The sequence below is a fragment of the Ensifer adhaerens genome, from assembly GCF_013283195.1.
Taxonomy (GTDB): Bacteria; Pseudomonadota; Alphaproteobacteria; order Rhizobiales; family Rhizobiaceae; genus Ensifer; species Ensifer adhaerens_G.
On sequence record NZ_JABEKT010000005.1, the window covers coordinates 406,869 to 428,167 of the forward strand.

Annotated in this window: 17 protein-coding genes; 5 read left to right on the top strand and 12 right to left on the bottom strand. The window is 60.4% G+C overall.

Annotated elements, in window-relative coordinates; translation table 11 throughout:
- Window positions 1-50: 50 nt before the first annotated feature.
- The 5 genes from purU to hmgA form a co-directional block, all read right to left on the bottom strand.
- The gene (gene purU / locus LPJGGPFB_RS31160; protein WP_173423769.1) at window positions 51-935 is read right to left on the bottom strand and encodes a formyltetrahydrofolate deformylase; all 885 of its coding nucleotides are present in this window, start codon (window positions 933-935) and stop codon (window positions 51-53) included.
- Between the two features lie 164 nt (window positions 936-1,099).
- On the bottom strand, window positions 1,100-1,768 hold the full coding sequence (gene maiA / locus LPJGGPFB_RS31165) for a maleylacetoacetate isomerase (RefSeq protein ID WP_427858753.1): 669 nt from the start codon (window positions 1,766-1,768) through the stop codon (window positions 1,100-1,102).
- 2 nt (window positions 1,769-1,770) lie between these two features.
- Window positions 1,771-2,787 carry a fumarylacetoacetate hydrolase family protein gene (locus LPJGGPFB_RS31170; RefSeq protein WP_173423770.1) on the bottom strand — a complete coding sequence of 339 codons (1,017 nt, stop codon included), beginning with the start codon at window positions 2,785-2,787 and terminating at the stop codon, window positions 1,771-1,773.
- A 12-nt stretch (window positions 2,788-2,799) separates the two neighbouring features.
- Window positions 2,800-3,669, bottom strand: coding sequence for an MBL fold metallo-hydrolase (locus LPJGGPFB_RS31175; RefSeq protein WP_173423771.1), 870 nt, complete (start codon window positions 3,667-3,669; stop codon window positions 2,800-2,802).
- Window positions 3,666-5,033, bottom strand: a complete 1,368-nt coding sequence (hmgA, locus tag LPJGGPFB_RS31180; protein WP_173423772.1) for a homogentisate 1,2-dioxygenase — start codon at window positions 5,031-5,033, stop codon at window positions 3,666-3,668. Before hmgA ends, LPJGGPFB_RS31175 begins: the two co-directional genes overlap by 4 nt.
- Window positions 5,034-5,209: 176 nt before the next feature.
- Here hmgA and LPJGGPFB_RS31185 point away from each other — a divergent pair, with 176 nt between their 5' ends.
- Window positions 5,210-5,677, top strand: coding sequence for a MarR family winged helix-turn-helix transcriptional regulator (locus LPJGGPFB_RS31185; protein ID WP_173423773.1), 468 nt, complete (start codon window positions 5,210-5,212; stop codon window positions 5,675-5,677).
- Between the two features lie 19 nt (window positions 5,678-5,696).
- Here LPJGGPFB_RS31185 and LPJGGPFB_RS31190 read toward each other — a convergent pair whose 3' ends face one another.
- Window positions 5,697-6,176: an Lrp/AsnC family transcriptional regulator gene (locus LPJGGPFB_RS31190; RefSeq protein ID WP_173423774.1), complete on the bottom strand. Its 480-nt coding sequence runs from the start codon at window positions 6,174-6,176 to the stop codon at window positions 5,697-5,699.
- 150 nt (window positions 6,177-6,326) lie between these two features.
- Between LPJGGPFB_RS31190 and hppD the strand changes: the two genes are divergently transcribed.
- Window positions 6,327-7,439 (top strand): 4-hydroxyphenylpyruvate dioxygenase, encoded by a 1,113-nt coding sequence (hppD, locus tag LPJGGPFB_RS31195; RefSeq protein ID WP_173423775.1) that lies wholly within the window; start codon window positions 6,327-6,329, stop codon window positions 7,437-7,439.
- 108 nt (window positions 7,440-7,547) lie between these two features.
- Here the strand turns inward: hppD and LPJGGPFB_RS31200 are convergent, their stop codons facing one another.
- The 6 genes from LPJGGPFB_RS31200 to LPJGGPFB_RS31225 all read right to left on the bottom strand — a co-directional run bounded on the left by LPJGGPFB_RS31200 (window position 7,548) and on the right by LPJGGPFB_RS31225 (window position 14,530).
- Window positions 7,548-8,516, bottom strand: a complete 969-nt coding sequence (locus LPJGGPFB_RS31200; protein ID WP_173423776.1) for a glycoside hydrolase family 26 protein — start codon at window positions 8,514-8,516, stop codon at window positions 7,548-7,550.
- Window position 8,517: 1 nt separating this feature from the next.
- Entirely contained in the window at window positions 8,518-9,042 is a 525-nt protein-coding gene (locus tag LPJGGPFB_RS31205; protein ID WP_234903156.1) for a DUF995 domain-containing protein, read from the bottom strand.
- Window positions 9,043-9,117: 75 nt separating this feature from the next.
- Window positions 9,118-11,076: a glycosyltransferase family 2 protein gene (locus LPJGGPFB_RS31210; protein WP_234903157.1), complete on the bottom strand. Its 1,959-nt coding sequence runs from the start codon at window positions 11,074-11,076 to the stop codon at window positions 9,118-9,120.
- Window positions 11,073-12,056 (bottom strand): UDP-glucose 4-epimerase GalE, encoded by a 984-nt coding sequence (galE, locus tag LPJGGPFB_RS31215; protein ID WP_173423778.1) that lies wholly within the window; start codon window positions 12,054-12,056, stop codon window positions 11,073-11,075. Before galE ends, LPJGGPFB_RS31210 begins: the two co-directional genes overlap by 4 nt.
- Window position 12,057: 1 nt before the next feature.
- Window positions 12,058-13,098, bottom strand: coding sequence for a UDP-glucuronic acid decarboxylase family protein (locus LPJGGPFB_RS31220; protein ID WP_173423779.1), 1,041 nt, complete (start codon window positions 13,096-13,098; stop codon window positions 12,058-12,060).
- A 631-nt stretch (window positions 13,099-13,729) separates the two neighbouring features.
- The gene (locus tag LPJGGPFB_RS31225) at window positions 13,730-14,530 is read right to left on the bottom strand and encodes a LuxR family transcriptional regulator (protein WP_077504893.1); all 801 of its coding nucleotides are present in this window, start codon (window positions 14,528-14,530) and stop codon (window positions 13,730-13,732) included.
- A 985-nt stretch (window positions 14,531-15,515) separates the two neighbouring features.
- Between LPJGGPFB_RS31225 and LPJGGPFB_RS31230 the strand changes: the two genes are divergently transcribed.
- The 3 genes from LPJGGPFB_RS31230 (at window position 15,516) to LPJGGPFB_RS31240 (ending at window position 21,299) form a co-directional block, all read left to right on the top strand.
- A complete protein-coding gene (locus tag LPJGGPFB_RS31230; RefSeq protein ID WP_173423780.1) occupies window positions 15,516-16,502 on the top strand; it encodes a fibrinogen-binding protein in 987 nt (328 codons plus the stop codon).
- A gap of 157 nt (window positions 16,503-16,659) precedes the next feature.
- A complete protein-coding gene (locus LPJGGPFB_RS31235; RefSeq protein ID WP_173423781.1) occupies window positions 16,660-18,813 on the top strand; it encodes a hypothetical protein in 2,154 nt (717 codons plus the stop codon).
- 434 nt (window positions 18,814-19,247) lie between these two features.
- Window positions 19,248-21,299 (top strand): type I secretion system permease/ATPase, encoded by a 2,052-nt coding sequence (locus tag LPJGGPFB_RS31240; protein ID WP_234903166.1) that lies wholly within the window; start codon window positions 19,248-19,250, stop codon window positions 21,297-21,299.

Consider the following 21,299-nt stretch of genomic DNA (forward strand, 5'->3'; position numbering starts at 1 on the left):
CCCTTAGGTCTCTCCCCGCTTGGCGGCGAGAGACCCAATCACACCGCTGCTTAACCCATGCGCTCAGAGGCGTAGGAGCCCGGGCTTGCCGGGAAGACGACGACGCGGTTGCCGTTGATGAAGCAACGGTGGTGGATATGGGCGTGAACGGCGCGCGCCAGCACTTGGCTTTCCACGTCGCGGCCGATCGAAACGTAATCCTCGGCGCTCTGGGCGTGGGTGATGCGGGCGATGTCCTGCTCGATGATCGGACCCTCGTCGAGATCCTCGGTGACATAGTGCGCCGTCGCGCCGATCAGCTTCACGCCGCGCTCATAGGCCTGCTTGTAGGGGTTGGCGCCCTTGAACGACGGCAGGAAGGAGTGGTGGATGTTGATGATCCGGCCCGACATCTTCTTGCAGAGCTGGTCGGAGAGGACCTGCATGTAGCGGGCAAGCACGACGAGATCGGCATCGGTCTGCTCGACGATCTCCAGCATGCGGGCTTCGGCCTGCGGCTTGTTCTCCTTCGTCACCTTGATGTGATGGAAGGGGATGTCGTGGTTGACCACCACCTTCTGGTAATCGAAGTGGTTGGAGATCACAGCGACGATATCGATCGGCAGGGCGCCGATCTTCCAGCGATAAAGCAGGTCGTTGAGGCAATGGCCGAAACGCGACACCATCAGCACCACCTTCATGCGCTCTTCGCTGTCGCGGATTTCGCAGGTCATGTCGAAGCGCTTGACGACGGGCGCAAAGCCTTCCCGCAATTCCTCGATCTTTGCGCCTTCCTGGCTGATGAAGGTCAGCCGCATGAAGAACAGGCCGGTCTGCAGGTCGTCGAACTGCGAACTGTCGGTGATGTAACAGCCTTTTTCCGCGAGATAACCGGTAATGGCAGCAACAATGCCGCGGGTGGACTTGCAGGTGACGGTCAGCACATAGCTTTTCATCGGTATCTGTCTCTCGCTCCAGAGGTTTTTCCGGCCCCCCTTATACGGCCAGTCACCGCGAAAACTAGCGCGGCCTTCGACCGGCTGTCGATCCATTCGCGACATCGGCTGGACGGAACCGGCCAGACGGCGACGGAGCGGCTTGGCAACGCGGGCTCAGAAGCCTAACGCGGGGTGCGGTCGGGATGGGCGCGGGCAAAGGCGTCGATCTCGGCGCAGCGCTGGTCAATCGCGACAAGTTTCGGACAGGCCGAGAGATCGACCTCCCAGCGGCGGGCGTTGTAGACCTGCGGCACCAGACAGAAATCCGCCATGCCGGGCGTATCGCCATGGCAGAAGCTGCCCGTAGCAGGGTGGTCGAGCAAGCGCTCGAACGCAGTGAGCCCCTCGCCGATGAACTTGCGCATCCAGTCGCGGCGCGCCGCCTCGCCATCCGCAGCATTGGCCATGACGTAGGACACGACGCCGAGATTGCAGACCGGGTGAATGTCCATGGCAATCGCATAGGACAGCGCACGCACGCGCTGCCGCCCGGCGGCGTCATCGGGCAGGAAGCCGGTCTTTTCCCGCGTTTCCGCCAGGTATTCGATGATGGCGAGCGATTGCGCCAACCGCTCGCCATCGATGTCGAGCACGGGCAGCAGCCCCTGCGGATTGCGGTCGAGATGATCGGATTGGCGATGGGCCCTGGCAAGCAGGTCCACCGGCACCGAACGATAGGCCTGTTCGAGGCTATTCAACGCAATGCGGACGCGGTAGCTGGCCGACGACCGCCAATAGTCATAGAGAACGGTTTCGGCGATGCTGCCACCCTCGTCGCGTGCGCTGCCCACGATCAGGCCTTTTCGTAAGGCCCGACTGACTGTTCGATCGCCCCGAAGATCGAGTGGCCGGCCTTGTCCTTCATCTCGATGCGCACGGTGTCGCCGAACCGCAGGAAATGCGTCTTCGGCGCACCGCCGACGATCGTCTCGATCATGCGCAGCTCGGCAATGCAGGAATAGCCGGCTCCGCCTTCGGAAACCGGCTTTCCGGGACCGCCATTGAGCTTGTTGGAAACAGTGCCCGAACCGATGATCGTGCCTGAAGCAAGCGGCCTCGTCTTCGCGGCATGCGCAATCAGCTGACCGAAATCGAAGGTCATGTCGGCGCCAGCATCGGCGCGACCGAACGGCTTGCCGTTGAGGTCGACATGAAGCGGGAGGTGCAGCTTGCCACCGTCCCAGGCATCGCCCAATTCGTCCGGCGTGACTGCGACCGGCGAGAAGGCCGACGACGGCTTCGACTGGTAGAAACCAAACCCCTTGGCGAGTTCGGCGGGGATCAGGCCACGCAGCGACACGTCGTTGACGAGCATGACCAGGCGGATCGCGGCGCGTGCCTCCTCCAGCGAGGCGCCCATCGGAACATCGTCGACGACGACGGCAATCTCGCCCTCCATGTCGACGCCCCAGCTTTCGTCCGCCATCAGGATGGGATCGCGCGGTGCGATGAAGCTGTCGGAGCCGCCCTGGTAGATCAGCGGATCGGTCCAGAAGCTCGCCGGCATCTCGGCATTGCGGGCTTTTCGCACCAGTTCGACGTGGTTGACGTAGGCCGAACCATCGGCCCATTGGTAGGCGCGCGGCAGCGGCGAAAGCGCATCGTGTTCGTGGAAACGGATCGTTGGCTGTGCGCCGGTCTCGATGCCTTCGGCCACGCGCTCGAGCCGCGGGCCGGTGTGGGCCCAATCGTCGAGTGCAGCCTGCAGCGTGCGGGCGATGTGCCCGACTTCCGAGCAGCGGGTGAGATCGCGGGAGACGACCGCGAGTTTTCCATCACGCGAGCCATCCTTGAGTGTCGCCAGTTTCATGCAATCCTCCCTCTACGCAGACGAATCGTCCGCAACTTCCACAACAAGGCCGTCAGACGCGATCGTCAAGGCACCAGCCCAGCTTTTGCGCGTGGCCGCGACCCAATCCGCCTCGCCGATCAAAGGGTCGTCGGCCGGAATGAGATGGTGCAGCACCAGTCGCCCCACGCCGGCGGCCGTGGCGATCATGCCGGCCTCCCCGGCAAAACTGTGGCTCGCGAGCAGGTGTTCCTTCAGCCGCGCACCGTTGCCGGTGCGCGCCACCAGCCGGTCGACGCCCTCCGCCAGCATCGCCTCGTGCACCAGAATGTCGGCACCTGCAGCAAAATCGGCAAGCGGCGGGAAATAGGCCGTGTCGGCGGAAAAGACGACGCTCGCCCCCGCATGGTCGAACCGCAGCGCGAAGCAATCGGTGACCGGCGGATGATCGACGCGCAGCGCCGAAACCCGCAAGCCGCCCTCGACCAAAACGTCGCCTTCGCCAAACTCGACGATGTCGACAAGTTGGCGCAGATCGGGCCGACCCTCGTCGATGATACGGATATCGATGTCGAATTTCATCGCCTGCAGAAAGCCGTGCCAGTAATCGGCCGTTCCCGGCGGGCCGAAGACGCTGACGGCTGTGGCAAGACCGGCGGTCCAGGCGGTGTGGATCAGCGGCCCGAGCTCGAGCACGTGGTCGGAATGCAGATGGGTGATGAACACCAGCTCAAGCGCCTTGAGGTTGACGCCGGCGTCCGTGAGGCCCCGGGTGACGCCAAGGCCGCAGTCGACGACAACCGTGCGGCCGCCGATCTCAAGCAGCGAAGAGGTCGGCCAAGGGCCGCCCGGACGGATTGCCGGGCCACCCTTGCTGCCGAGCAGAACCAACCGTGCCCTCAAGACCAATCGCCTTCCGGCGTGCCGTTGAAGCGCTTTTTGAGGTCTGTCCAGCAGTCGATATAGTTGTCCTGCAACGTCTCCAGTTCGGCGGCGAAGCGGGTCAACTGCTGCGGGAAGCGGGTCTCGAACATGAAGGCCATCGTATGGTCGAGCTTCACCGGTTTCAACTCGCTGTTTGTCGCTTTCTCGAAGCCGGTGGCATCCGGCCCATGCGCCAGCATCATGTTGTGCAAACTCATGCCGCCGGGCACGAACCCTTCTTCCTTGGCATCGTAGCGGCCATAGATCAGGCCCATGAACTCGCTCATGATGTTGCGGTGGTACCAGGGCGGACGGAAAGAATGTTCGGCCACAAGCCAGCGTGGCGGGAAGATGACGAAGTCGATATTCGCCGTGCCCTCTTCACCCGACGGTGCTGTCAGCACCGTGAAGATCGACGGATCGGGGTGGTCGAACAGGATCGCTCCAACAGGCGAGAAGGTTCTGAGATCGTATTTGTAGGGCGCGTAATTGCCGTGCCAGGCGATCACGTCGAGCGGCGAATGACCGATCTCGGTCACGTGGAATTGGCCGCACCACTTCACATGCACGCGACAGGGCGTTTCCTTTTCTTCGTAAGCTGCAACCGGCGTCTTGAAGTCGCGCGGATTGGCAAGGCAGTTGGCGCCGATCGGACCACGGTCCGGCAGCGTGAACTTGGCACCGTAGTTTTCGCAGAGATACCCGCGCCAGACCTTTCCCTCGCCAAGGCGGGTCACCTTGAACATCGTGCCGCGCGGCACCAGGCAGATTTCCGAGGGCTCGACATCCATCTTGCCCAGTTCGGTGAACACCTGGATGGCGCCGCATTCCGGCACGATCAACAGCTCGCCATCGGCATTGAAGAAGTAGTCATCGACCATGTCGGCATTGAAGGCATAGGCGTGGGCGGCCATGCCGCCCTGCGTCAGCGCGTCGCCGGCCGTCGTCATCGTGCGGATGCCTTCGAGGAAGTTGAGTTTCTCCGAAGGCTCCGGCAACGGCCCCCAGCGCAGCTGGCCGAGCGCCAGCGAATGGTCGGCCACATGCGGCGCGGTCTTCCAGTGCGGGTAATCAATCTTCTGGAAGCGCCCGGTGTGGCGCACGCTCGGGCGAATGCGGTATAGCCAGGAGCGCTCGTTGGTGCCGCGCGGCGCGGTAAAGGGCGAGCCGGAAAGCTGCTCGGCATAGAGGCCGTAGGCGCATTTCTGCGGACTGTTCTGGCCCTGCGGCAAGGCGCCGGGCAAGCTCTCGGTCTCGAAGTCGTTGCCGAAACCCGGCATGTAATCCAGTGCGTAAGCGGCAGCCGAACCGACGCCCGCTTGCTTTTGTGCCTTGTCCAACATGGCCTGAACCTCCTCCTCAGGTGCCTGCCCCGCCGGCGATCAAAGCTGATCCCGGAAGGCGAAGGCACGTTCAATGCGTTTGGGCGTCACCTGAAGTCCGAGTGGACGGTGGCGCGCTGCGGGCCTATTAGTTGCAATCGTAACTATCGATTTTGTAACTATCAAGGATGCCACGAATGTCGGCCGAAGGCTTCGAGCTCAATGCGTTCCTGCCCTACAGACTGAACCGCGCCGCCGAGTTCGTCGCCGTGCGCTTCGCGGCCGAATACAAGGCGCGCTACCAGCTGACGCGTCCGGAGTGGCGCACGCTGGCAGCGCTTGGAAGCGCCGGCAGCGCCATGACGGCAACGGATGTTGGCGCCCATTCGGCCATGCACAAGACTAAGGTCAGCCGCGCCGTCTCGGCGCTGGAGGAGCGGCGCTGGCTGAAGCGCAGCGAGGACCAGGACGACCGCCGGCTGGAACATCTGGAACTGACCAAAGCCGGCCGGACCGCCTATCGCGAACTGACAGATCTCGCGAGCGCCTATCAGGCGCAACTCAACGACCTGATCGGTGCCGGCGGCCTGAAGGCGCTCAGCACCGGCCTTGAGGCGATCGAGCGGGCGATCGACCAGGTCGAAAAGCACCCTTCCCGCCGATGAACCTTATGCCAGACCGACCTCAGCCCTTCATGCGTTCCGGAATCGGCACACCCTGGAAGCTCTTGAGGGTTTCAAGCACGATCGATGTCTTGACGTGCTGCACGCTGTCATGCGGCAGAAGCACATCGTTGACGAAGCGCGAGAGCCCGGCAAGGTCGGGTGTCACCACCCGCAGGTGATAGTCCATCTCCCCGGTCAGTGCATAAGCCTCCAGGACCTCCGGCAGGCTGGAGATCAGCTTGCCGAAGCGCTTGGCGTTGTCGCGGTTGTGGGTGGCGAGCGTTACCGAAATCACCACCATGAGGTCGAGCCCGAGCTTCTGCCGGTCGATCTGCGCCTGGTAGCCGGTAATGAACCCCTCGGCTTCCAGGCGAGTGCGGCGTCGCGAGCATTGCGAGGGCGAAAGGGCGATGCGCTCCGATAGCTCGTTGTTGGTGAGATGCCCGTCGCGCTGCAGTTCGCTGAGGATCTTGAGATCGAACCCGTCAAGCTGCTCCATTCATGCATCCTTATACAGCATTTTGCACGTTTCGTGCGGCATCCTGCCCAAAACACGCAAGAATACAAGCATCATGCATCGGATTTGCGTCATACTCCAGCGAAGTTTGGAGGCCAGAGCGATCTGGAGAGCTTGAAGAGGAGACTTCCGATGGGCCCGTTCCCACATGACGCCCCGCCCGCAACGATCACGGCAGAAAACCCGGCCGGCACGGATGGCTTCGAATTCGTCGAATTCGCCCACCCGGAACCGGAGAAGCTCGCCGAGCTCGTCGCCCGCATGGGCTACAGCCCTGTCGCGAGGCATAGAACCAAGAACATCACCGTCTGGCGACAGGGCGACATCAACTACATCCTGAACGCCGAACCGGGCTCCCATGCCATGCGCTTCGTCGACGAGCACGGCCCCTGCGCCCCGTCGATGGCCTGGCGCGTCGTCGATGCCAAGCACGCCTTCGACCACGCGGTTTCCAAGGGTGCCGTCCCCTACTCCGGCACCGACAAGTGTCTCGACGTTCCGGCGATCGTCGGCATCGGCGGATCTCTGCTCTATTTCGTCGAGACATACGGCGCCAAGGGCTCGGCCTATGAGGCCGAATTCGAATGGACCGGAGATCGCAACCCGAAGCCGGAGGGCGTCGGCTTCTATTATCTCGACCACCTGACGCACAACGTCTATCGCGGCAACATGGACAAGTGGTGGGCCTTCTACCGCGAGCTGTTCAACTTCACCCAGATCCATTTCTTCGACATCGACGGCCGCATTACCGGCCTCGTCAGCCGTGCGATCACCTCGCCCTGCGGCAAGATCCGCATCCCGCTGAACGAATCCAAGGATGATACGAGCCAGATCGAGGAATATCTGCGCAAGTACAAGGGCGAAGGCATCCAGCACATCGCCGTTGGCACTGACGGCATCTACGACGCCACCGACAGGCTGGCGGCCAATGACCTGAAGTTCATGCCGGGTCCGCCGGAAACCTACTACGACATGTCACACGAGCGTGTGCACGGCCACGACGAACCGATCGAGCGGATGAAGAAGCACGGCATCCTGATCGACGGCGAAGGCGTGGTGAACGGTGGCATGACCAAGATCCTGCTGCAGATCTTCTCAAAGACGGTCATCGGACCGATCTTCTTCGAGTTCATCCAGCGCAAGGGTGACGAAGGGTTTGGCGAGGGCAATTTCCGCGCCCTGTTCGAATCGATCGAAGCGGACCAGATCCGTCGTGGCGAACTTGGGCCGCAGGCGGCCGAGTAACAAAGAGCAGCGCCTCGGTACTCTTGCAGTGGCGCTTTTCTCACTCTCGTAAAAGCCTCTCGCCCGCTGGCGAGGGGCTTTTTTGGTTCAGGCACTGTCGCGCCGCAATCAGTTGGTTGCGTCGTTGACCACGCGCCAGTTCGGCCGGCCGAGATCGTGCGGCCATTCATGCACGTCCCGATCGTTGAAATAGACAACCTCGACCAGATTGGGGAAGGCCGGATCGGGCTGAGTCGCCGCGTCGATCCACGGCTGCATATAGGGTTTTCCACCCTCCCATCCGAGTTCGGCAACCCAGATTGGCTTGTTGTATTTGGCGACGAGATCGTAGCCGGGCTTCAATGCCTGCTTGAAGGTGTGAGGCCCGCCGTACTCGATCGCGTCGTACGGCTCGAGACCGAACACCGAAAGTCCGACGAGATCGACATAGTCGTCGCCTGGATAGTATTCGCCAAGGTTCGGCAGACCCTTGGGCGACCACATCAGCTGCGCGTTGGGGACGCGCTTGCGCACGATATCCATCGCGTGGCGGTAGGCCTTGACGTAGTCCTGCGGCACCCATCCGGCCCAGGAGAACCGTCCGGATGTGTCTTCCATTTCCTGCCCCCAGCGCACGATAACAGGGCTCTTCAACTCTGCCAGCATGCCAGCGATCGCTTCCATGTTGGCATCGTACTCGCCCGCGAGCGTGCGGTCGCGCAGTTGATTGGGTGTCAGCTTCCAGTCGAGCGACCAGGACCAGGGCTCGATGGTGACCAGGAGTTTGCGCTTGCGCTGAAGCGCGTAGGCGTCGGCCATGCGCAGCGATTCCAGATCCACGTCTTCCCACGGCAGGAACAGATGCTCCGTCGAAACATCGGTCTGGCCGCCGAAATCGCCGTGTGGATCATAGGCCCCGAAACGCGTTCCGCCGGGGTGGATGACGGGGCGCTTGTCGGCCATTGTCTGAGTCTGACCTGCACTGCCATTGGCGGCAAGATCGGCCTTCTCCTGTGCCAACGCGGATACGAGACCTGCGCCGGACCCCAGATGAAGGGCGAGCGCCGTGCAGAGGGCGAATGCCAATTTGCGTTTCATGTCATCCTCCTGTGGGGTTGCGACCGCTCTTCTTGACCTGGAATTGGTCCTTCAGGCGCAACGCCTTTTCCGTGATTGCGTCGGAAGCGACGAGCTTCCTGTATTCGTCGCCGGGCTTCGGCTTGGCATGCTTGAAGACGTACCAATCGCCATTCGGCACGCGCCGCTGGTAGATCGTGTCGCCGATCTTGCTGTGCCCGAAGCAGGTGCGCGCAGGACCGGACCCATCGGCTGCCGTCCACCTTGCCTGCATGCACATCATACCGAGGTCGCTGACATACCAGCTGCCTTCCGCAAACGAGCGCTTGCCCTTGTCATCGACGAAGGCGACGAGCTTCCTGTCATGCGCGGTAAAGCGAGCGCCACCCGTCGGCCATTGCCAGGTCTTGTTCCGGTAGAGGGAATAGACCTCGTAGGCGCTCAAGGGGATCGGCTTGATCTCCATCTTCGCCCTGGCCGGCTGCGCGCCCGTATAGGCCGCAAAGGCTGCGAGAGGCAGCAGAAGCGGCAGAAGCAATACATTCATGGACCGTTTCATCACTTTTTCTCCTCGCTTGAGGGCCGTTTGCGGTGTGATGGGGTGGGCTGAGGCAGGCTGAATTTACAGCGATGCCTGAAGCCGCCCCACCTTGCTGGTAACCCTCGTCTCCGTCACCTCCGGCACGCCGGAGCCTTTCCCCAGCGCGTCTGTTACGGCTGGCGAAAACCCTTTCCATTTCAAATGAAACCGCACGACCCTGAGGTCCGACCCGCCCTGCCCGGCACCGGCGACCGAAAACTTCGCTTCGGTCAGCCCGACGAAGCCGAGCCCCTGTGACAGGGCTTCTGTCGCCTCCGCCCCGTGGCGCATGGCCGACTGCCCCGACAGCACCGAGATGATCACGAGGCAGCCGCCGGTCAGTGCCGTCATCGCTGTGCGCGGAACGAGCGCAAGCCGGTTTTCACGCGCATGCCGGATATGGATGGTGGCGGCGAGTCCCGCATAAACAAAGGCATTGATGCCGGTAAAGATGTAGAAGCCACGCGCCGTCCCGGCATCGGTGACGAGCCAGAGCGCAAGGGCAGAGCCGAGCGAAAGCAGGAGGTAGGGCATCATCACGCGCAATGGCAAAGGTGCTGCCGGCCCCGTGCCCTTGGGCGTGATACGGAAGTCGACGAACGAGCCGCTGATGTGGTCGCGCACGGCCGCCACACAGCCAAGCAGCGACCATGGCCAGCGGGCAAAGAGAAACAGCATGCCTTCCCAGCTGAGCACCCGCGCATCAAAAGGACGGAACGTGCCCGTGGAGCGCCAGAAATAGGCAAGCCCGACCAGAACCAGCGACAGCGGCGCAAAATGCAGCACGAAGTCCGGATAGGTGGCGGCGACGAAGCTGCGGCCCATGACCAGCGCGATGATCGGCATGAGGAACATCAGCGCCATGAACAGGGAAAACAGCGGATACCAGAGCTGCGAAAAGATGAACTGGAATTTCAGCCGCATCGGCAATCGCGGCACATAGACCGGCGAATACTTGAGCAGGATCGTCACCAGGCTGCGCGACCACTGGAATTCCTGGATGACGAGATCCGCAAAGGTTGCAGGCCCATCGCCATGGGCGATCGCCTGCAGCGCATGCACGCCCTTCCAGCCGCCGGCATTCATCAACAACGTGGTCGAATGGTCCTCGGCAAGCTCGGGTCCCAGACCGCCGACCTCTCTCAGCGCCCTGGTGCGCACGGCGTAATGCGAGCCGATGCAAAGCGGCGCCCAGCCGTTGTTGTAGCCGGCTTGCAGCGAGCCGTGCAGGCTCGCCTCGGCGTGAAGGCGGCCGCGCGCCGACCAGCTGCGCTTCGCATTGGCATCGCAGATGCTCGGCGCCGAGACATAACCGACATCAGGATCGCTGAACGGCCGCAGAACCTCGACGAGATAGGTCGGTTCGGGCACGTGATCGGCATCGAACTGGGCGACGAAATCGTAGCGGTCGTAGCCGTAATGGTCATAGAAGTAGGCGAGGTTTCCCTCCTTGCAGCGGGTGCGCCGCGGCCAGGTGGCGCGATGATAGTCTGCCACACCCTTGCGCGTCGAAATGAACACACCCTGCCGCGCACACCATTCGACCGTCTCGGGCGACGGATCTTCGTCCGCCAGCCACACGTCGTAGTCGCAGCCGATCTGGTCGAGCATCGCCAGCAGCGTCTTTCGAACAACGGCGAAAGGCTCCGACGGCGCCTTGGTCACCACCATGGCGATACGCCCAGGCGGTACGGCCCGGCCGCTCTTCCCCGCCACCTTGGCGCCTGCGAAAATGAAGATGAAATAGGCGGGCAGCAACGTGATCCAGCCGACCACGATCGTAATCATGACGTAGGACGGCCAATGGGTGACATGGGTGGGGTCGAGCCACCAGGCCCAGAAGTACAGGAACGCCGCCCCCCAGGCTGCGATGCCGAAAGCGTTCGCAATCCGCATGCGTTTGGAAAAGAGCGCGACGAGCGGCACCGGCGCATCCCCTGCTGGCGCTGCTACCGACGCGTCGGTCCCGGCGAATTCGACGGATGAGAACCTGCTCGTCATGACCGCACCTCCAGCCCGAAGCCGGGGGCGGCCGTTTTGATGATGGTTTCGATATCGGACAGCTGCGGCCGGAAGCCGAGCGTCTGGCGTGCCCAGGTCGTGTCGGCATAAAGCACCGGCGGATCGCCGGCCCGACGCGCCAGAAGCTGGACCGGAACCCGCCTGCGGGTGACCTGGTGAATGGCGTCGATGACCTGTCGGACGGATGTGCCGCGGCCCGAACCGAGGTTGGCCTTGAGCGGGTCGCCGCCGTTGCGCAGATAATCGACAGCGGCAACATGCGCCTCGGCTAGGTCCACGACGTGAATGTAGTCGCGGATGCAGGTGCCGTCCGGCGTCGCATAGTCATCGCCGAAGACGTCGAGCCTGTCGACACGCCCGGCCGCGGCCATCAATGCCCGCGGGATCAGGTGGGTCTCCGGGTCATGCCGCTCGGTCAGCTGCCCATCAGGGTCGGCGCCTGCAGCATTGAAATAACGCAGGGCGACGGATCGGAACCCGTAGGCCCGGGCATAATCGCCAAGCATCAGCTCGATCATCAGTTTTGTGCGGCCGTAGGGATTGACCGGCAGCTGGACCGTGTCCTCGGTGATCGGCAAACGCGGCGGCACGCCATAGGTCGCGCATGTGCTGGAAAAGACGATGCGGTTCAGCCCCGCCTGACGGCAGGCCTCGAGCAACGAAACGCTGCCGGCGACATTGTTGCGATAGTATTTTCCGGGATCCTCGACTGATTCCCCGACATAGGCGGAGGCGGCAAAATGGATCAGGCATTCGGGCCTGAAGGTCTGGATCGCCTCGACGATCCGTCCCGTGTCTTCAAGCCCTCCCTCGACCAACGGTCCCCAGCGGACATTGGTGCGATGCCCCGTCGACAGGTTGTCGAAGACAACGGGCAGGATGCCGGCCTCGGCGAGGCGCTTGCAAGTATGGCTGCCTATGAAGCCGGCTCCGCCGGTGACAAGAACGACGCGCGACATATCATACCGCCTCTCCCGCCATGGCGAGATCCGATGTGCCCAGGCGGCGATCAAAATAGGCAATGGCGCGGTGAAGCCCTTCGCGGAGCGCGACCTTCGGCTCCCAGCCGAGCTCTGCCATAGCCTGGGAAATATCCGGTCGGCGCTGACGCGGATCGTCGACGGCCGCTGCACGATGGACGATCGACGAGCGCGAGCCGGTCATCGAGAGGACCATCTCGGCAAGTTCGAGAACCGTGAACTCGCCCGGGTTTCCGAGGTTGATCGGACCGATGCACTTGTCGTCCGAGATCGACAACCGGATGAAGCCCTCGATGAGATCGTCGACATAACAGAAGGAGCGCGTCTGCTGGCCGTCGCCATAGATCGTCAGATCCTTGCCGAGCAGCGCCTGGACCACGAAATTCGAGATCACACGTCCGTCGTCGGGGCGCATGCGCGGCCCATAGGTGTTGAAGATCCGCGCAACCTTCGTCTTCACCCCATAGGTGCGGTGATAGTCGAAGAACAAGGTTTCTGCCGATCGCTTGCCCTCATCGTAGCAGGCCCGCGGCCCGATGGGGTTGACGTTGCCGAAGTAGCTTTCGCGCTGCGGGCTGTGCAGCGGATCACCGTAGACCTCCGAGGTGGAGGACTGCACGACCGTGGCGCCGGTGGCCCGAGCGTTCTCCAGAACGTTCATGGCGCCGAGCACGTTGGTCATCAACGTTCCCACAGGGTCGGCCTGGTAATCCGGCGGCGACGCCGGCGAAGCGAAGTTGAAGATGACGTCGACATCGAAAAGGAAGGGCTTGCGAACGTCGTGTTCCACAATGTGGAAGCGGCTGATCTCGCTAAGGTGGGAAAGGTTCTCCCGACGCCCGGTCGAGAAATTGTCGAGGCAGACAACGCTGTGCCCCAGGGAAAGAAGTCTTTCGCAAAGATGTGACCCGAGAAATCCGCCGCCTCCGGTCACCAGTATTCGTTTGGGTATGCCTGCAACTTTCTTGAGAAAATCCTGTCTGCCGACGACCGACAGCTCACCGCGACCGACCTTACGCATTACACACCTCCAATTATTATACACACCATTGCATCTGGTGATTGGAGACGAGCCATGAATGAAAGCTACAATAAGGAAATTATCTTTATCAAGAATTCAAAACACAACCCGACACAATAAATTTAAAATAAGAAGAACCACGAATTCTTCCACCGAAATCACTATATAAGATGATTAGCAAATAATTAAACAATCGTCAATGCGGATACATAATAATAAATGAAAGGCACCTAATAATATCAAGTTATAATAGTCATAATTAAATCAACAGGACACATCTATACGTATGAGTAATCGTGGCTATAGCCACTAATTAAAATTTATAGTTAACTTCACCAGAGCAACCTGGTTGGACATGCGGCTGCAGAAAGGCAAATTCCTCCTGCGACGAAATCCTGCATCAGCGCTTTTAACTGTCCATGTATCCACTGCCTTTCGGCACTCGACATCCGCAGCATCGCGGCCTTGTTTGCGGACACGACAACACCTGCCGCGCCCGCCCGGTTCGGCACAGCAAAATTGAAAACGACACGAGAGCATTCGAGGCAAACATACGAACCGAGTCCACCAGCGCCCACATTCGCCGAGAGACGAAGAGCGGGAAAAGCCTCAGTTCCGATGCCTTACGGCGTCAGTTTTTCCAGCGCGAAGAAAACGGTCCTGCCGCGTGTTCGGAATCCGCGTCGGTGGTGAAATAGCGCGATGCCGCTTCGGTGCGGTTGCGCACGTTCATCTTCTTGTAGATGTTGCGGACGTGAACCTTCACGGTGTTTTCCGACAATCCAAGACGATCGGCGATGATCTTGTTCTGGGTCCCCATGCAGATCAGATCGAGGATCTGCACTTCGCGCGTCGTCAACCCACCCAGACTGGCTTCCCGGCGCCGCTTTGCGGCATTGGCATAGACTGCCGCATCGGACACTTCCGCCTGCCGGCCATAATGCTTGGTCGAGGCAAAGGGGTCCACCGACAGCCGTCGCAACAGCGCAGCGGGGAAATGTTCGCCCCCCTTCATCAACAGATCGATCGCCGCGAGGCAGACATCGAGGTGCAGATTGAGAGGAAGAACGCCATGGATCAGCCGCTCTTCGACGAAGCCGGCGATCGACGGATCGAGCTCTTCGGCATTATCTACCACCAACCCGATCGAGGCCTTGGGATGGAACTCGTGGATGGTCCGCAGAATGGTCGGAAACGTTTTGGGGGACATGCGGTAAAGCATGATCAGACTTACATCGACGAGATTGCCGTCGAGCAAATTGTCGGGGTCGGAAAGACTGACGACGTCATGGCCAGGAAACCGCGAGCCGACCGCCTGCATGAGGCACTCGGCGAACAGGTCGATCTTGGCAAGCATGACAATCTTTTTCTTTTGCGACAAAGCTTTGTTGTTATCTTCAAAATCGCCCACGTTGGAGCCTTCAGGATGCATTACGCCCTCCTTGGGTTTTCCCATTTATTTTTATGGGTGCGCCAGCCTGACTCGGAGTTACGCCCATCTCAGCAAATTTATTCATAACCAGTGAAATAATGCGAACTCACCCCACAGACGGAAAATTCGCACTAGCTAATGTATCGTAAAGAGAAGAGGGGTGGAACAACCCAAAAGGATTAGAAGCCCTCCGGAATCGACCTTAAATCGTTCTAAATCGAACCATCTTTGGGTCATTCCTTAATCAAATGTATAGCATACGCATATTCGAACGGCTGAAGCGGCCCTAACCCTAGGCTAATCAGCCTTTCCATCTGTTGCATTTCCTTCGGCGGCCCAAGCCCGGACACCCTCTCCAGGGCCGCGACAGGCGCCAGAAATAGTGCTCCGCCAGACGCGGCCTCCAGAGAATACCTAATAATACTTCCTAATAGCTATCCTCGGCGAGGAGGATCCCACTTCACGTGGTGCCTGGCAAGACCTCACTCCACTCTGGGGCGCAGTCGTCGGGTCAGCGCCAGCACCTGTTAAAGGTACAAATTCATAAATCTTAACAAAACCTTACGATGCGGAAAATCCAGAAAAACCGCACGATATTCGCCCAGAAAAGGGCCTAATAGCTCCAATTGATGTCTATCGCCTCACCGCATTCGGAGCGAAACTCCTCACCTCGCACTTGAGTTTCGTGCGATCCGAGCCAGGAAAATGTGTGTGCGTCTGGTTCGCGGACCGTGTGAATGCGTAAGCGCAAAAACGTGTAAACCAGTATTAAAAACAACGACATTATCACACGTAATGATTGAGTGCGGCAATTAAACCGCCAAAAAGATATATTTAAAATAACACTGAAATATATCGAAACCCGACAGATGAATATCCCGCGGGAGCATCATCTGAACTTCAAAAAAAAGAGCCAGCCCCGGATAAAAACCCCATAAAAGATGTAGGGGTTTCGGTGCTGGCTCCTTCTCAGGAGGAGAACCACATGTCCGCACTGCTCGACGATAGCATCAAGGCCGATGATGATCTGAAAGTCGGCGCTCTCGCCGATGGACTGGCAACCAGTGCCGCCAATGATCTGAACGTTGACGACGGCTCAACGAGCAACGTTGGCATCGCCAACGGCAATGACCGCAACAATTACAGCGATAGTTCGCAGGACAACGACACCCATATCAAGACGGACATCGATACCGACATCAAGACCGAAGCCAACGAAAACGGCGACAACCGCAACAATTACACCGACAGCTCGACCGACTACGATTACGACTATGATTACAAGGACAACAGCAAGGTCGAGACCGACATCGACCAGAAGAACAATGGCGATAACCGCGACAATTCCTACGAGTGGGATTACGACAGCAAGGTTACCACCAAGACCGACATCGATACCGACATCAAGACCGAAGCCAACGAAAACGGCGACAACCGCAACAACTACTCGTCAACCGATAACGACATCATCACCAAATCGGACGACGACTTTGCGACGCTCAAGGACGTCAAGGACTTCGACAACCTCGGCATCGCCGGTGGCGACCTCACCTTCAATCTCGGTGACGACTTCTCGTTCAACCTGAACGTCGACAACATCCTGAACAACTCGCTGGAAGGCGCCGGCAACAATACCGGCTTCAGCGTGGTTCAGGCCAACAATCTTGCCGATCAGGATCAGGCCTACGACTTCAAGATGAACAACGCCGACGCCAACAACGACTTGCGCGCCGATGGCGGGCATTCGGATGGCGGCGATGGTCTGAACTTCGACACCAAGTCGGATTGGGATCTCAAGGCCGGCGACGGTATCAACGGGAGCACGACGTCGGACTCGTCTGCGATCCTGGCAAATTCCGGCTTTCATCAGGAAATCGTCCAGGGCGCGAACCTCGTCAGCAACTCTGTCGACTCCAGCGTCATTGGCGGCAACTCGCATACCACCGATGTCGGACACGACACCGACGGCTGATCGATCCATTTCACAAAAGAAGACTGCACCGGCCCTCCGTGGCCGGTGCAGTCGCGGAAACTTGATTTCGGATCGGTTCGAATCTTTTACCGGGGCATGCCTGTCTAAGCCCGCCGAAGTCTCCCTTTGATGCGGAAAAAAGGGAAGGATCGGGACGATGCATACGGAAAAAGTCAATGAAGTCATCGCCCACTTTATCGGTATGTTCGAGGCGGATACCGATGAAGCACGGCTGAGACAAAAGCAGCTCGACGGCGGTGATCTCAAAGAGGGCATCCAGCAGCTCGACGAGGGCGAAGCAAGGACGACCGACTTCACCTCGCCGTTCCAGTTGATCGATTACGATCCTGAAGTGCCCTACCGGGCACCCTCCGACGACATTGCCGAAGTGGATCTCTTCGGGCGCATTCGGGGCTTCGGCGATCATTTTGCCGATGCGGTCGCCCTTTCAGCCAACGTCGTTCCCGGAAAGGTGTTCGGCAACTTCGGCCAACCGGACGACGCCCCCATCGAAGACAAGCTGGTCGTCCACGACGGACCCGGCTCGGTGATCGCCCATGTCGTGCAGGCGAACATGGTGCGCGACGACGATGTTCTGAACACGACCGACACGACGGAGGCTGCCCGCGACACGACCTACGTCACCTACAAGCTCGCCGAATTCAGCGAGCAGGCCACGGATGCCACGCCCTTCGCGAACTACACCCGCGTCGACACCTATGAGGGCCTTTCGAAAATCGCCGACGATGTGTCGAGCTATGCCTCGGCAAACCGGCCACCGGAGCCACCGGCATCAGGCAGCGACCCGCAAGCCAGCGCCGATCCCGGTGCGACCGTTGCGCTCGCGGACCAACCCAACGACGCCGATCCGCTCGACGATACGATCACGCTTCCCGTAACGGTGTCTCCCGACACGTTGCCGCTGGACAACAATGGCAACTTCACCTTGGCCGCCGACAGCATCGAGGGTGTTTACGTCAACGGCTTGCGCGTCGACGAAGCGCCCGTTCTTGCCGACTTCATGCCTGATCGTGGGCTGGCGCAGCCGGTTGCCGATCCCGAAGGGGCCGATGGCCCACTCCAGGAGGAGGGCAAGAGCGGCAACTCCGTTTACGTCGAAGCCGGTGCCAACATCGTCGCCAACATCGTCAGCATCGTCGAGACCGGTATCATCGCGCCGGTAACCGCGGTGATGGGGGGCTACCACCAGATCGACGTGATCTCCCAATCCTTTGTCTATGCCGACAACGACAAGCTGGACAAGGTTCTGCGCGACAACTCGGCCGAATCCGCCTCGCGCACAGTCGCGATGAACATCGCCAATTTCGGCCGTGAGTCCTATCATTCCGGGTCATCCGACCACGACGACGATGCCGCGCAGTCCTCGATCTTTCCGAATTCCTGGCGCGTCAGCATGGTCGATGGCGACGTGTCCTTCGTGCATTGGGTTGAGCAGTACAACTTCCTCAACGACAACGACACGGTGACCGTTACCACCAGCGGCGTCCAGACGACGGCCCTGACCGGCGGCAACGTGGTGGTGAACCTCGCATCCTTCCTCGGTGTCGGCGATCAATATGACCTGGTGATCGTCGGCGGCAGGATCCTGGACATGAACATGATCACCCAGGTCGCCGTGTTCTACGACAACGACCACGTCAAGGGCATTACAGCCGGCAACGGCATGACCGTCGACCAGAGCGGAAACCTGATCTGGAACCAGGCGTCGATCCAGAACATCGGTGCAAACGATCGCTTCGAGGCGATGCCCGACTACATCCAGAAAGCGGTCGACAACATCAACGATCGCGTCAACGAGCTGCCTTCCGGCTTCTCGCAGGACTTCAATTTCCAGGGCTATGAAGGCCTGAACGTTCTCTACATCACCGGAAACCTCTATGACGTCAACGTCATCAAGCAGATCAGCGTTCTCGGCGACGCCGACTCGGTCAGCTATATCGCCAACAAGATCCTGGACAACAACCCGGGCGCCGACGTCACGATCCACACCGGCGGCAACACGATCGTCAACACCGCTCAGATCATCGATTACGACAGCTTCGGTCACACGACCTATGTCGGCGGACAAGTCTATTCCGATGCCATCCTGATCCAGGCCGGCATCGTCGACAACGACAGCTGCTCATCGGACGTGACGCCCAAGGGCGACCGACTTGCCAATGAAGTCATCGCCTTCATCGGCGACGACGACACGCCATCGCATCAAACCGACACGGTCATCGACGCCGGCCATGACATGTCCTGGTCCAACGGCCAATGGAACGACGTCATGCACACGGTGCTGACCTGACAAGAAAATGACGGGGAGAAGGCATGAACGATCTTTCGAAATGGCGTGGCGGTGCGGGCAGAACGCCGGTACAGAGTGAGCCGGTTCTGGAAGCGGTCGACGAGCTTGAAGCTGCATTGACCGACAAATGCATCGCCGCGATCAACGAGGCCGTTGAAGGCCTGCGGAAAGTCGGGCTCGATATCCGCATGACGCGGGACGACGACGCACCGAAACAGGAAGCCGTTTCCGAGCCCGCAAAACGCACCGAAACGCCCGTGGCCCACGACGATTCCGATGCTGAATTGCTGGCCGTTACCCATTCCCTGGCAAACCCCATCCGTCATACCGAGAAAAAACAGGCCGGCTATCATTTCGGCCCGCGGCGCGAGGGCGCGTTGTGGCAGAGCCGGGAAAGTGCGCCGCCGCAGGACGTCGAAGCCAAAGTGGTGCCGATGGAAGCGCCGATCGTCGAGGTGCCGGTCGCCAAGGTTGCACCGGAACAGGTTTCTCCGGCAGAAGCGCCGCCAGCCAAACCGCTCGACGGACAAGGAAACCCTGCTCAACCGGAAATCACCGCGCGTCGTGGCAACGACAGCGACCCGGCCGATGATGTGAAGAGCCGACCGGGTCGCCCCCTGCCGCAGACGATCGACAACGACCCGGGGCCGCTCAAGGAGAATGACCGCCGTCCGACCGTTCGCGATGGCGGCGGCAACAACGGTGTGCCCACTGATGGCAACGGTGGCGGCGGCGGTGGCGGCGACAAGCACACGTTCCACAAGCGTATGGGACCAGTCAATTTCGCCGCGAGCCTGCGCAACGGCATGGCCATCGTTCGCCGCAACATGATGATCGTCATCGCCTTCACCATCGCGATCAACGTGCTGGTCCTTGCCATTCCGATCTATCTGTTCCAGATCTCGGACCGGGTGCTGACCAGCCGCTCGCAGGATACGCTGGTGATGCTGACGATCGCCGTGCTCGGCGCCATCGTCCTTCAGGTCATCCTCGATTCCATTCGCCGCTTCATCCTGATGCGCACGGCGGTCGAAATGGAGGTCCAGCTCGGTGCGCCCATCTTGAGTGCCGCCGCACGAGCATCATTGCACGGCAACGGTCGCGACTATCAGGTGCTGAGCGACCTTCAGCAGCTGCGCTCCTTCATCGTCTCCGGCACCCTGATCTCGTTCCTCGATGCACCGCTGATGCCATTCTTCGTCGTGGTGGTCTACATCATCCAGCCGCAGCTCGGCCTGATCGTCATCATGTGCTGCGTCGTGCTGTTCGTGATCGCCTACCTCAATCAGAAGGCGACGTCACAGCCGTTCAGCGAAGCCAATGCCTTCCTCAGCCGCGCCAATTTCCACCTGGATTCGATGGCGCGCAATTCGCAGATCATCAACGCCCTGGCAATGATCCCGGAAGCGGTGAAGATGTGGGGCCGCGAAACCGCAGGCTCCTTGAAGTCGCAGGTCTACGCTCAGGATCGAAGCATCGTCTTTACCGGCGCGTCGAAGGCGGTGCGGATGTTCACCCAGGTCGCCTTGCTCGGTTGGGGCGCGCACCTGTCGATGGACGGACACATCACCGGCGGCATGGTCATTGCCGCGTCGATCATCTCCGGGCGTGCGCTTGCGCCTGTCGAAGGGGCGATCGAAGGTTGGAACCAGCTCAACCATTCGCGTGCCGCCTATGGCCGGATCAAGCAGCTGCTGGTCAATTCGCCGTTGAACTTCCCGCGATTGCGCCTGCCGAAGCCCGAAGGCCGGCTCGATGTCGAACGCATCCTGTTCGTGCCGCCGCCGCAGAAGCGGGTGATCCTCAACGGCATTTCCTTCTCGCTCAACAAAGGGGAATCGCTCGCCGTCATCGGAAATTCCGGCTCCGGCAAGACGACGCTCGGCAAGATGCTCGTCGGCTCGATCGTTCCGACCTCCGGCAATGTCCGCCTCGACCTCATGGACCTGAGAAACTGGGACCAACGGCAGTTCGGCGAAAGCATCGGCTATCTGCCGCAGGACGTGCAACTCTTCCCGGGCACCATCAAGGCCAACATCTCGCGCATGCGCGACGATGTCGAAGACAGCGCGATCTTTGAAGCGGCCGTTCTTGCCGACGTGCACGAACTGATCGCCTCGTTCCCGCAAGGCTACGAGACGATCGTTGCTGCCGACGGCGCGCCGCTCTCCGGTGGCCAGAAACAGCGCATTGCGCTCGCACGCGCCTTCTTCGGCAACCCGAAATTCGTGGTGCTGGACGAGCCCAATTCCAATCTCGACAGCAATGGCGAGGCGGCGCTTGCCCGGGCGCTGTTGCATGCCAAGAAGCAGGGCATCACCACGGTCACCATCACCCAGCGTCCGGCGCTGCTGCAATGCGTCGACAAGATCATGTTGCTGAACGAAGGCACGGTTGCCATGTTCGGTGCGCGCAACGACGTGCTTGCGGCCATCGGCGCCAAGCCGAAGGACGAGAAGTCCGCACCCCGTATCGCCGGAGAATGA